This window comes from Paenibacillus soyae (genome assembly GCF_024623455.1).
Lineage (GTDB): Bacteria > Bacillota > Bacilli > Paenibacillales > Paenibacillaceae > Pristimantibacillus > Pristimantibacillus soyae.
Window position 1 is genome coordinate 126,166 of record NZ_JANIPJ010000011.1, and the last position, 13,263, is coordinate 139,428.

Consider the following 13,263-nt stretch of genomic DNA (forward strand, 5'->3'; position numbering starts at 1 on the left):
TTCTAAAGGCCTTCAGCAATCGGGTAATCCATAACGACGATTCCCTCGACAAGCAGGCCAATGGATTGCAATAATTCTTGATGCAGGGGATGCTGAATATACTCCCGGCAAGCCTGTTGATTCTCGAAAGTGACACGAATCCCTAGCGTAAACCCCTGCATATGCTCTATTTCCTCCGTAACGTTAATCCCGGCGCTAAGTCCCACGATCCCCGGAATGCTTCCTTTAAAGCCATGCGCGCGTTTTATCGCACTTTCTTTTACCTCAATAGAAACATCGGGTTTAAATTTCAATAGCACGATATGCTCAAACATCTTACTCCCTCCAAGGTTTCGGTTTATTTTTTGACTTTGGGGCTGCTTCAATTGGGAGAGCTCCTTCATCCATTTCATGAAATATATTGGTCCGAATGGAGTTGAACAGGTGGGGCTGATTATCGCTGTCTATCCATTCTTGCTATTCCTCCTAAGGAGGACATAAACTAGTCTAAATGGACCCGAAGAGGCTAGGAAGAGATCTGGTTATCGTAGGATTGGGAGTCCTACGTTCATGAATGGGTAGGAGGCATGGAGATTATGGCAAACAGCTTGGATCGTTATGAGGAATTGTCCCGTTTTTTGCGTTCACGCCGTGAACGAATGACCCCAGATCAAGCAGGGTTGCCTAATTCCGGACGCAGACGTACACCGGGACTTCGCCGCAGCGAGGTAGCTCTGATGGCAAATGTGGGATTGGATTGGTACACCTACTTGGAACAAGGGCGTCATATCAACGTATCTGCTGAGGTTCTTGATCGATTAGCGGTAGTGCTTCGGTTAGATGAATCGGAACGCAGACACCTGTATCATCTTGCCCGTAAGCAATTTCCATTGTTCGGTACGAAGCAACCCTCTAAGGCAACACCGGAACTTCAACGTTTCTTGGATAGCCAGAACCTTTCCCCTACGAATGTCATGGATGCGCGCATGAACATCATTGCCTGGAATGAAGCCTACTGCGCATTGAATGGGGATCTCACGGTTATGTCGGATAGGGAGCGGAATTTGGTCTGGATGACGTTTACTTCTCCCCGTTTCCGCTATGTTAAGGGGGACCAATGGGAACTGCATGCGCGGCGAATCGTCGCTAATTTCCATGCCGGATATGCGCGTCACGGCGACGACCCTTGGTGGTCCGAGCAGTTCGAGGCGCTGTCCCAGGCTAGCAGGGAATTTCGAGAATTTTGGGACTCCCATATGGTTCTCGATGCCATAGATGCTCCCAAGACGCTGCATTGTCCGAATCTCGGGAAATTGAATTTTGATCTTGTTTCATTTCAGTATTTGAACGATTCGAATTTGACCGTTTCCATCCATGTCCCCCATCAAGACGGCACGGTGGAAAAAATGCGGCGGCTATTAATTGATTATCGGGATCGGTATTCAGAATCGCTTTATAGGGGGGAGTACCATTGACATTCGAAGAAATTTTCACGGTTCATGTGAAAATAGGCAAAACGACCGAGGTGCGTAACAGTGACGGGGATTCCGTGGTCATGATTTTATTCACGGGTCATGCGACCGGCAAATATTTCGAAGGAGTTGTACTTGATGGAGGGGTAGATACACAAGTCATCGGAAAGCACGGTGATCGGCATACCTTATCTGCAAGGTACATACTTCAGGGAAGGGACCACTCCGATCAACCCTGTGAGATCTATATCGAAAATAACGGGAACTTCAACAAGGACCTGAAAAATGTGTTGTTCCGAACCTACCCCAAGATTATTACGAATAGCGAGGCATTGTCTTTCTTACATCATGCGTTGCTTGTTGGGGAAGGACTGCCAACGGAATCTGGAATAGACATTAAGATTTTCATGGCAGTATGATGCTGTAAGTATGATACAACACGAAAGGACAGGGGCACGCGCCCTGTCCTTTCTTAGTGGAGAAGCAAGGTCAACGGTATCCCGGAAGGGGTTGCTTCCCCGCTTCCCCCGCTACTCTGTTGCAAACGCCGTGATTCTTCTTCATGAACCAAAAAATTTGCTATTTTGACTAAACCAGGTTCATTAAGTTGCAGGTGTCTTTTTGATATTCTTATAGCTGAAAGCAGATATTGACTTGGGGGAGGGTTACAGGATGACGAGAAAGTCGCGATTGCTTGTAGGGTGCTTCATCCTTATGGCATCCATCTTATCGGCTTGCGCCGGGAACAGTGCGAACCCGAATGAGAACAACCAGCCAAATAACGGTGCTGAGACGCCTAAGGCGGAGACGCCGACTGTACCCGTTAAACTGACAATGTGGGGCGGCGTTCCGGAGGAAGCGGGACCGAAGGCCGCTGTGGACGCGTGGAATGCGGCTAATCCGGATATTCAAGTCGAATACATTCGATTCGTAAATGATGATGCGGGTAATCTGAAGCTCGACACGGCATTAGTCTCGGGCATGAATGCTGACTTGTATGTGAATTATTCCAAGGATACGCTGGGGAAGCGGATGAGCGGTGGATTAGCGCTCGATCTCAGCGAATACGAAGCGGATTACAATATTACGGACATTATGGGCCCAGATGCGAAGGATTGGCAATTTGATGGAAAATATTACGGTTTGCCTACCAACAAATCGATGAGCTTTATCTGGTTGAATAAGGATGCTTTGGATGCAGCGGGACTAGAGGTGCCTGCGCTGGATTGGACGCTTGAGGATCTGGCGGAATACGCGAAAGCGTTGAAAACAGACAGCCGCTGGGGCTACGCGCACTTCGACCAGATGTATACGTTCAACTTCGAAGGCGTCATGCAGAATCAGCTCGATGTAGACGGCAAGTCGGCGTTCGATCAACCGGCGGTAAGAAGCTCACTGGAAACGTATTACAAGATGATGCACGAGGATAAGAGCATCCCGACTTACGGGGAACAAGTATCGACGAAGCTGGCGGTAGATGCCATGTTCTTGAAGGGCGATGCGGCCATGATGGGAGCGGGTTCTTGGATATTCCGCAATGCAAGCAACTTGACCGATTTCCCGCGCGACTTCAAAATTGCATTCGCTACCGTGCCGAGACCGACAGCCGATGCGGAGGATTACGCCGTATCCGCTGGATTGGGAGACGTCGTATCGATTAATCCCAATTCGCTGCATAAAGACGAGGCTTGGAAGTTCTTGAAGTGGTATGCGGACGAGGGCATTATGTACTTGGCACCGGGCGGACGCATCCCGTCCTCTAAGAACGCCGATGCGGCGAAAGGGGTCGAGTTGATTCTCCAGGGTATGGAGGACCAATACGATATGGAGTCGGTCAAGAACGTCGTCTTCGGGGATTATCCGGTATTCACCTCTACCATAGATAGTCAAACAAAAGACGTTCTGAAGGAAGAGTATGAGAAGTACTTCCTGCAAGAGCAGTCGCTTGACGAGAGCTTAACGAATCTTGTGGAGCGTCACAATAAACTGCTGGCCAGATAAGAAATGGGCATGAACAATAATACGAAGGAGAAGGAACAACGGTCTTTCTCCTTCTGTTATGGAGGGTATTCATGTGAAGTTTCGGTTCAACACAAGACAGAAGCTCGTCGGGTACATGTTTGTAGCACCGAATGTGCTTGGCGTTACCTTGTTTTTCTTGCTGCCCGCCCTGTATTCCTTTTATTTAATGTTCACGGATTATTCTTTCTTGACGAAGCAATCGGCCAACTTCATTGGACTCGAAAATATCAGTCGATTGATGGAGGATGAAGCGTTCCACCGCTCATTGAAATATACGTTCATCTTTCTGTTCACGGTGCCGGCTTCCATCATGGTCTCATTCCCGATAGCCTTTCTTCTGAATGCGCATGTACGGATGAAGAAGCTGCTGAGATCGATGTACTTTCTTCCGTATGTCATGAACGGCGTGGCGGTAGCTTTCGTGTGGATGCTGTTGTTCGAGCCTAACAATGGTCCGATCAATGAGACATTGCGTATGCTCGGCATCGCAAATCCGCCGTCGTGGCTCGCGTCTACCACTTCGTCCATCTATGGGGTAGGAATCATTCATGCGTGGGCAATGATTGGTTTTAACGTCATCATTTATTTGGCGGCGTTGCAGGAAGTACCATCCGAGCTCATGGAAGCATCGCATATCGATGGTGCCAAGTGGTGGCAAACCATCCGGCATGTAACCCTGCCTCTTGTAAGCCCGACCACGTTCTTGCTGCTTGTAACCGGCTTTATCGGTGCCATTAAATCGTTCGGAATTATTCAAGCGACAACCGGCGGCGGACCGGGAGACAGCACAACGGTACTATCCATATTCATCTACAAAACAGCTTTCCGTTATTATGATATGGGCTACGCGTCTGCTGCTTCTTGGGCGTTGTTCACGATCATATTGCTGATCATGGTGATGAATTGGCTGGGACAGAAGCGCTGGGTGCACTACTAACAAGGAACGGAGTGAATGGCCATGGACCCCCATACGGTATCCCGGATCAAGCACTTGGTTAGAAGAAGAGCATCCTTGGCCATAGGGACGTGGGTAACGACCGTTGTTATGTTAGCAATCGGGCTGTTGATGCTGCTTCCCTTCTTCTGGATGATCAGCACGTCCTTCAAATCGCCAGGCGAAGTGTTCGTATTCCCTATTCAGTGGATTCCGGAGACTTTTCGTCTGGATCACCATCAAGCGGTGTGGGTCGGCGAACAAAGCTTTGTGCATTACTATTATAATTCGGTGAAAATATCAGTCATCTCCACAGCTGGAGCTGTTTTTCTATCTGCTCTGGCAGCGTACGGCTTCGCAAGGACGTCATTCCTTGGCAGAGATATCATGTTCTTTCTGTATTTATCGATCATGATGATTCCACCGCAAATATTATTCGTTCCGAAATTTATGATGTTTAATTGGCTGGGCATCTACAATAATCATCTGGCTTTGATTCTCCCTGGTATGTTCACCATTTTCGGAGTGTTCCTCATTCGACAGTTTTTTATGTCCATCCCCCACGAAATAAGCGAAGCTGCGTTCATCGACGGAGCAGGACATGTTCGAATTTTTTGGCAAATTATTGTACCGCTGGCCAAACCGGCATTAGCCACTTTCGCGATTCTCGATTTCTCATGGAATTGGAATGATTATGAGAATGCGTTGATCTTCTTGATTGATAAACAACTATATACCATTCCGCTTGGCTTACAGAATTATATTCTGGAACATAACATCAATTATAACGGAATGATGGCCGCCGCTTCGGCAGGCATATTGCCGATTATCATCCTGTTCCTATTCACGCAACGATACATTATTCAAGGCGTAGCTCAGTCAGCTGTTAAGGGGTAGTCTTTCGTATTCTTTAATCAGATGAAAGGGGATAACGATGAAACGACATGTCTCTCATTATGAAGTTGTCGTGTGCGGAGGGGGATTAGCAGGCTTCAGTGCCGCCGTGGCCGCCGCTCGTCAAGGCTTGAACACTTGTCTGATTCAGGATCGTCCGGTATTCGGCGGGAATTCGTCGTCGGAAATTCGCGTCACTCCGCATGGTGCTGCATGCTTTCACCCTTATGCCAGAGAAACGGGTATTATCTCGGAGCTTCTTATTGAAGAAAGGTATCGCAATCACGAGGTTGTGCTCGAGAACGGGTGGACGAATAGCGTATGGGATATGACCATGTACGACCTTGCTATGCAAACGCCGAACCTTACTTTTCATATGAACACGACGGTCACTTCCGTTAAGACGGACGGGAAGAAGACCGTGCAATCCATTCTGGCGACAGTGTCCCATGCCGAGCTAGAGCTGGATATATCGGCCGACACGTTTATTGATTGTACGGGCGACGGCGTTATTGCCGATCTTGCGGGCTGTGAGTGGCGAATGGGGTCCGAAGGCCGCTCGGAGTTTGGGGAACCTCATGCGCCTGTAGAAGCGAGCATGGATACAATGGGGAACTCGATTCACTTCAAAGCGAAAGACATGGGACATCCGGTTCCGTTTAAGGCCCCCGAGTGGGCAGTAAAGTATGAGGATGCCTCCTTCTTCTATGAACAAGGCAGGAAGCCGTATGATATCCGCGGCGGTTATTGGTGGATTGAGATCGGCGTTCCATGGCATACGATTCACGATGCCGAGGATATTCGTCATGAGTTGACGAGGCATGCCCTGGGCGTCTGGGATTGGGTGAAGAACAAGGATCCGGAAACACGGGAGCTTGCTCGGAATTATGCCTTGGATTGGCTCGGTCAAGTACCGGGAAAGCGGGAAAGCCGTCGCATTATGGGGCAGTATTTGATGACGGAGCATGACCCGATGAACAGGAAGGTATTCCGGGACGAAATTGCATTTGGGGGTTGGTTCCTTGATCTGCATACCCCGGGAGGCTTGCTGGCGCCGACGAGTGAACTGCAAGCGGCACAAGGAAATGACAGCGAATATAGCGCAAAGAGCTACTGTGGTCCATATGGCATACCGCTGCGTATTTGCATCTCGAAGGATATGAATAATCTAATGATGGCTGGACGCAATGTCAGTGTCACGCATGCGGCGCTTGGTACAGTACGCGTAATGGCCACAACTGCGCTCATGGGTCAAGCCGTTGGAACGGCTGCCGCGGTAGCTCGGGATAAGGGTCTTTCCCTTTCTGAGGTTGCCGAGCATGCATGCGAGGAGGTGCAGCAGAGGCTCCTGCGTGCAGGGTGCTTCTTGCCGAATGTATCGAATCGCGATCCGTTAGATGTTGCCTTGACCGCCACAGTTACAGCCAGCAGTGAGGCGAGCTTGCACGGAGTCGGTCCGGACAGTACATGGAGCGGTACATCGTCGTTGAAGAGCTGGGAGCTAACGAAACCCCGGAAGAATGCAGGATGTCTGGATCACCTCGAGCTGATTCATCCTCATCGATTGCATGTCAGAAAGGCGCAATGGATCGCGATTGGGAGCGATCGCCTCGATCGGATTGACGTGTGTGTGTCAAACTTGTCCGATACGGATCAAATGATGCAGGTTAGACTCGTTAAGACCGAGCATATTTGGGATTATCGCGTGGATACGGGAATAGAATTATTACAAGCACAATTGCTGGTTGTACCAGGGTTGAAGCAATGGGTCTCTTGGGAGACGGGACTGGAGGGGCTGCATCCAAGCGGATATGTACGATTAGATATCCTGCCTAATCCACAACTGGCGTGGCATCCAGCGGGAACGATCGAACCCGGACATGTAGCGGGCAGGGATTTAGGCCATGGACAATTAAGAGGCGAGCATAGCAATTATAGCTTCCGTGTAACACCCGCGCAGTCTTGTTACGGTCCAATGAATGTGATAACCGGAGTAACAAGGCCTTATGCCACCACGAACGTTTGGCGTTCCGATCCCCTGCAGCCGCTGTCCCAATGGCTTCAATTGGAATGGACCGAATGCAAGAGGATAAGAGCGATAGAACTGACCTTCCCTGGGCACTTATTCGAAGAATACCATTGCTACCCGCCGTTCTATGCGGATCCGCAGTGCGCGAAGGATTACTCCCTTCAGGCCTACGTGGATGGGACCTGGCAGACGATACATCGAGAAACGGGGAATTATCAGCGATTACGGCAGCATGTCCTGCCGGAACCGGCAAAGACGACCAAGCTTCGCGTTGTCATTGAAGCTACGAACGGCGATCCATCGGCTGCGATATATGAAGTGCGTTGTTATGAATAAGAGGATGGGAATATAGATGAAGCAAGACTAGGAGACAAGTTATGTTGAAGCAACTATTGCCAGCGACGCTGAAATATAAATTGTTTACCGCATTCATCCTTCTAATTATTGCTCCGCTCCTCCTCATCTCCCTCTACGGCTTCGGCAAGATCGAGGAGATGCTGGAGGAGGACAGCATTGAATCCAGCAAACGCCAGATCGCGGATATGCAGATGTCATTCATTGACCTGCTTGGCATGATATCCAAGTCGCAAATTTCGATGAGTCAGAACCCCTTGCTCGTCAGTCATCTGAAGGATTCTTCGGTCGATGGAGCGTTCAAGCGTAGACAGGAGATCGAGGAAACCATCAATAGCTATTCAAACAGCTTCTTCCTGTCTACTCCGCCCGTGTATATTACGCTGGTCAATCACTTTGGAGATGTTTACCACACGTATACGCCCGTTCTTCCGATAGACGGAGATGTACTGCTTGAAGAAGCGCGCAGCTTGGGGATTATGTCATCGCGTTCGTACAATGCTTGGATAGAAGAACCCAATTACTTGTATGAGCTGACACAGAGCTCAAAGCTGTTAACCATGGTTGCCGCATTCAAAAATGAAGACGGCAAGCCTTATGCCGTGGCGCGCCTTAGCGTTGACCACACCCAGTGGTTCAACTCGCTGACGAAGCGGCTTGCTGATGGCGAGCAGTTATATATCATCGACGCTGAGGGGCGGACGATCTTTCATAGCGATCAAACAATAGCGAACGATATTCCTCAAGGCTATGTGCCTGCCTCTCTCAAGAACAATCAACCGCAAGTTAACATCGATCAATCCAATAGAGCGATCTATACGACAGCTTACCTCACCTCGTTGCAATGGACCATTGTGAAGCGGGTACCTTTCCATATCGTGTACTCGGAAGCGTTATCCCTCCGCCAATCGTTCCTTTACGTATTCATTGCCGTTACAGCGATGTTTATCCTAGTGACGTTCTTAATCTCCTATACATTCACGAAGCCTGTGAGACTGTTACAGAAACAGATGAGAAATGTAACAAAGGATATTCGAAAGACTCGTCTGTCACAGGATGGCCTCAGAGGAGAAATGCTGGATTTGGCCGTCAGCTTCAATCACATGATTGTTGATCTGAATGAAATGGTCTATAAGCTGAAAGCGGAGGAGAGGATGAAGGAATCCATACGCTTTCAAGTGCTTCATTCTCAGATGAATCCCCATTTTCTGCTCAATACCCTAAATATTCTAAAGAGTCAAGCTGTGATTCAGCAGGACGATACCTCCTTTCAGATCTGTGTTGCATTAGGGAAGCTGTTAGAAACGTGCTTGAATGTGGAGGTCGATTTAATCCGGCTGGAAGAAGAATTGGACATGGTTCAAGCATACGTCAGCATCCAAAACTTCCGATTTGCGGACCGATTCGCGGTCGTTGTCGAGAGGAGTGATGAGCTGCAATACGCCCTTGTACCGAAGCTTACCTTGCAGCCGCTTGTGGAGAACGCGATCGTTCATGGCTTCTCCCGCTCAAAGGAGAAGGGGCATATCTCAATCCGGGTATATACCGAACAGGACTCGCTTGTAATTCGCATACGGGATGACGGCATCGGGTTAGAGAAGGCAGCCGAACGAAAGCTTCCTCGCAAACGCCAGGGCATAGGTATCGTCAATATTCAGGAGCGTCTCACGATCCTATTCAAGCAAGAAGCTTCCCTAACGGTTATGCCGGTAGAGGGGGGCACGGAGGCCTGTCTTCGAATGCCGCTGCTTGTTGCGAAACCTTATGAAGGGAGCTGAATGATGGTGTGGAAGGTCATATTGGTCGAAGACGAACCCCGAGCGCTTGAATTGATCAAGCATTTGATCGTCTGGGAGCAGTACGGCTTCACTATTGTGGGTGCATTCGAAGACGGAGCGGAAGCATTAGACGAGTTGGAGCTATTGAAGCCAGACCTCATCATAAGCGATATTATGATGCCGATGATGACAGGCTTAGACCTTCTTATTCAAGTGAGAGAGAGGGAGATGGACTGCAAGTTTGTGATGCTTACTTGCATGACTGATTTTGAATTCGCGCAACAGGCATTGGAATTCGGCGCATCGGGCTACTTGCTCAAACTTTCGCTAGATCCAACCGCATTAACGAAGATGCTGGAGAAGGTGAGCAAGGAGTTATCCGCACAATATAAAGTCAAGCGCTTGGAGTATTTAACGGACGGAGACAAGCAGACTTTTGCATCGGAAAGCCATAACGCTTTGACCGATCATCATGTAGTAAACGGGATGATTCAGCATATCATCGAACATTATTCGGAAGATATTACATTGGATCATCTAGCGAAGAAGGCGAACATGGATGCAAGCTATGTGAGTGATCTGTTTAAGAAGAAAACGGGCCAGACCATGACTCAATTCCTACAAAGAATCCGTGTGGAAGCATCCATTCGGTATTTAATCGATACTCGCTTGACGATCCAGCAGATCGCTGAAAAATGCGGCTTTGCCAATGATAATTATTACATCAAGGTGTTTAAGCAGTGGACCGGGAAGACGCCCGGTAAGTTTAGACATTAACATGGTGGAGGTATTCCTTTGGCGATTAGAATACAAGCAAACATGTAAGCGCTGACATTTTATGCAGTCGAGCAGCGATACAATGTCAAGCCCCTACATGCAGAAGGATTTCATAAGCATACAGGGAGGATAATGTTATGAATAATTTATTCAGAATGTTGTCGGCTGCCGCGGTAGGGTGCTTGTTCATTCTTACATCAATTAGCAGTGTCTTTGCCTTTGATTATGGAAGCATCGATTCAAATCGATTGCCTCCAGCAGGCTGGGAGGATGTGCAATGGGTCGATCCAGGCGGATGGATGACCATCAATGTAACGGAGAACGGGCTCCCTGCTAACGATTCTTCGGTCGATGCCAGTCAGAAGATCATAGACATCCTTAACGGCAGTTCAGGCAGAAGAATCCTTTACTTCCCGCAAGGCGTGTATTATCTTGAAACCAATCTATTGCTGAATGCCAATTTGATTTCTGGAGATTTAATTATTAAAGGCGATGGTTCAGATAAAACCGAGCTAGTCATTACGGCTCCCGGCGCAGCCAATGCGGAAATTAAATTTGAAGGAAACAAAGAGGGTTTACCCATCGCTGTTTCAGGATCGCCCGCTGCAGGGGATCAAACGATCACGGTTTCAGACGCGAGCACATTGAATGCAGGGGATTTCATCCAATTGTATGCGGATCAAGCTCCTCTTGAAAGCGGGGGCTGGGCTTGGGGAAACAACATTTATGGACAGATATTCAAAATCATATCCAAGTCGAGTAACACGTTAACCTTGGATATGAAGATGGGTCTTCCCTACCCTTCTTCCTATGTACCCATGGTTCAAAAGCTTAACATGCTGGAAAATGTAGGCGTTGAAAATATTAAGATCTATCGTTCGGAAATGCCGACGACATACGGCAAGAGCAACATTAGATTTCATCATGTATACAATGCCTATGTAAAGGATATTGAATCGGAACGAGCGGAGATGAATCATATCTATGTGAGCACAAGCAAAAAGGTGGTCATAGAGAGAAACAAATTACACGAAAGCCTCTATATCCAATATAGCTATGGATATGGTGTCAACTTAGGCATGGGGACAACGGGAAGCAGGGTGACGGATAATAAATTATGGAACTTAAGACATCAGATTATCCTGCAATCAGGGGCTAACCATAATGTCGTGAGCTACAATTCCGTTGAGGAGACCTATCAATCATATAATGATGTTGCCCTTCATGCTACGTACGCCTATATGAACCTCTTTGAAGGAAACAGGTTTCAGGAGGGTTATGCCGATACTTCGAAGGATGCCCCTGGATCCATTGTCGAAGGGCAGACAGGGCCCGGTAATACATGGTTTAGGAACAATGCTTTATCTTATGTAGGATCCATTCAAAGCAATACCGAAAAGCAAAATATAATTGGGAATTATCTAGGCTCGATCAGCAGCGGCGGCTCGGATCACTACATCGGTGCCAATAAACGAAGAGATGGAACCATCCTGTGGGGAGTGCTCAGCAGCGAATCGGCCCTGCCAAGCTCTCTCTATCTGGAGAGCAAGCCCGTTTTCTTCGACAGCAAGCCTTGGCCGATATTCGGACCTGGCGCAGACGCATACTGGGGGGAATTTAATACCTTGCAGGCTACGGACAGATTGAAGTCTGCCGGCCACATTATAGTCGATAATAACCGTCCGGGGGATACCGGTTCATGGGGGACTTGGACAACAAGTACATGGGGGACTCAAAAATACGGCTCCAATTACGTCCATGACGGAAATGATCATTCGGCGATCAGATGGTTTAGTTTTAAGCCACAGCTTGAGAATGCAAGCTATGCCGTGTATGTATGGTGGACCGAAAGCACGAACAGGGCAACGAATGCGGTGGTTATTACCAAACACGGCGGAACGCGAGAGTACACGACAGTCAATCAGCAGATCAATGGCGGGCAATGGGTTTATATCGGCACCTATGCTTTTACAAGCGAGAAAAGCGATAATAATGCCGTGTACATCAAAAATCAGTTGGATGATGGTACATGGAGCAACGGATATGTTGTTGCGGACGCTGTGAAATTTGTGAAGCAATGATACGATGCAAGAAGGGCTATCCCGCAAAAAGGATAGCCCTTAATATTGCCGTTACAGACATTACGGTGAACGCACTCCAAGTAAGGCGATCATCCGCAACAAGCCGCCTAAACCTCTCTCCGTTTTATTAGTCTCCTTAGTATGCTTTGGGGCGTGAAATGCGTTCCATGATCAAAGCTACTCTGCGTCGGGGAAGAAAACGGCTCAGCTGTGCCGCCATGTAATTGTTGCGCCCGTCGATGATATAGCTGCTGCCTCTATCGATTCCACGAAATCCGGCTTGAACTACGCTCTCCGGGGTGGACATCGCGCTGCCCGCCGCCATGTCCCTGTTGCCGACAGCATCGAAAAAACCCGTATCCGTCGCACCAGGGCATAGGGCAAGTACGCGGACACCGCGTCCGCGGGTCTCCGCCCATAGCGCCTCTGAGAAAGATAACACGAATGCTTTGGTAGCTCCGTAAACAGCCGAATAGGCGCAAGGCGCAAACGCGGCCATTGAAGCCACGTTTACAACGATGCCGTCCTTGCGCCCCAGCATGCCGGGCAGAAAGTGATGCGTCAGGTCGACAAGCGCGGCGACGTTCAACATAATCTCTTTCTGCTCTCGCTCCGGATCTATATCCGCGAAGCGGCCGTACGTGCCGAACCCTGCGTTGTTGATGAGAATATCGACCGCAAGACCGAGATCGCCTATGGCTTGGGCTAGTTGGCGCGGGGCACCTGCTTGGGACAAATCGCTCGGCAGAGCATATGCCTGCACGCCGTGCTTGCGTTTGATTTCGTCGGCCAACGTTTCCAGCTTATCTTGTGAACGTGCGGTCAGTACGACATGGCAGCCTCGAGCAGCAAGCTCTTTGGCATACGCCTCGCCAATCCCGGAGGAAGCGCCGGTGACCATAGCCAGCTTGCCTTGATAAGGATAGGAATTCATGAAACAGCC

The 13,263-nt window shown here is 48.9% G+C and carries 11 protein-coding genes; 9 read left to right on the plus strand and 2 right to left on the minus strand.

The genetic code is table 11. The annotated features are described in order from the left end of the window. Nucleotides 1–2: 2 nt before the first annotated feature. The gene (locus NQZ67_RS16155; protein ID WP_257447815.1) at nucleotides 3–314 is read right to left on the minus strand and encodes a Dabb family protein; all 312 of its coding nucleotides are present in this window, start codon (nucleotides 312–314) and stop codon (nucleotides 3–5) included. 261 nt (nucleotides 315–575) lie between these two features. On the opposite strand from NQZ67_RS16155, the gene NQZ67_RS16160 reads away from it, so the two are divergent. The 9 genes from NQZ67_RS16160 (at nucleotide 576) to NQZ67_RS16200 (ending at nucleotide 12,320) form a co-directional block, all read left to right on the plus strand. Then, the gene (locus NQZ67_RS16160; RefSeq protein ID WP_257447817.1) at nucleotides 576–1,454 is read left to right on the plus strand and encodes a helix-turn-helix transcriptional regulator; all 879 of its coding nucleotides are present in this window, start codon (nucleotides 576–578) and stop codon (nucleotides 1,452–1,454) included. Continuing rightward, the gene (locus NQZ67_RS16165) at nucleotides 1,451–1,870 is read left to right on the plus strand and encodes a DUF3237 family protein (RefSeq protein ID WP_257447819.1); all 420 of its coding nucleotides are present in this window, start codon (nucleotides 1,451–1,453) and stop codon (nucleotides 1,868–1,870) included. Before NQZ67_RS16160 ends, NQZ67_RS16165 begins: the two co-directional genes overlap by 4 nt. A 253-nt stretch (nucleotides 1,871–2,123) precedes the next feature. Next, complete coding sequence (locus tag NQZ67_RS16170; protein ID WP_257447821.1) at nucleotides 2,124–3,452, plus strand: ABC transporter substrate-binding protein; 1,329 nt, start codon at nucleotides 2,124–2,126, stop codon at nucleotides 3,450–3,452. A gap of 73 nt (nucleotides 3,453–3,525) precedes the next feature. Next, nucleotides 3,526–4,410, plus strand: a complete 885-nt coding sequence (locus NQZ67_RS16175; RefSeq protein WP_257447823.1) for a carbohydrate ABC transporter permease — start codon at nucleotides 3,526–3,528, stop codon at nucleotides 4,408–4,410. 21 nt (nucleotides 4,411–4,431) lie between these two features. Beyond that, complete coding sequence (locus NQZ67_RS16180; RefSeq protein ID WP_257447825.1) at nucleotides 4,432–5,304, plus strand: carbohydrate ABC transporter permease; 873 nt, start codon at nucleotides 4,432–4,434, stop codon at nucleotides 5,302–5,304. Nucleotides 5,305–5,341: 37 nt separating this feature from the next. Then, entirely contained in the window at nucleotides 5,342–7,666 is a 2,325-nt protein-coding gene (locus tag NQZ67_RS16185) for an FAD-dependent oxidoreductase (RefSeq protein WP_257447827.1), read from the plus strand. A 41-nt stretch (nucleotides 7,667–7,707) separates the two neighbouring features. Beyond that, complete coding sequence (locus NQZ67_RS16190; protein ID WP_257447829.1) at nucleotides 7,708–9,462, plus strand: cache domain-containing sensor histidine kinase; 1,755 nt, start codon at nucleotides 7,708–7,710, stop codon at nucleotides 9,460–9,462. Further along, a complete protein-coding gene (locus NQZ67_RS16195; protein WP_257447831.1) occupies nucleotides 9,463–10,239 on the plus strand; it encodes a response regulator transcription factor in 777 nt (258 codons plus the stop codon). 137 nt (nucleotides 10,240–10,376) lie between these two features. Further along, complete coding sequence (locus NQZ67_RS16200; protein ID WP_257447833.1) at nucleotides 10,377–12,320, plus strand: golvesin C-terminal-like domain-containing protein; 1,944 nt, start codon at nucleotides 10,377–10,379, stop codon at nucleotides 12,318–12,320. A 136-nt stretch (nucleotides 12,321–12,456) separates the two neighbouring features. Here the strand turns inward: NQZ67_RS16200 and NQZ67_RS16205 are convergent, their stop codons facing one another. Next, a complete protein-coding gene (locus NQZ67_RS16205; RefSeq protein WP_257447835.1) occupies nucleotides 12,457–13,254 on the minus strand; it encodes an SDR family NAD(P)-dependent oxidoreductase in 798 nt (265 codons plus the stop codon). Nucleotides 13,255–13,263 lie beyond the last annotated feature (9 nt).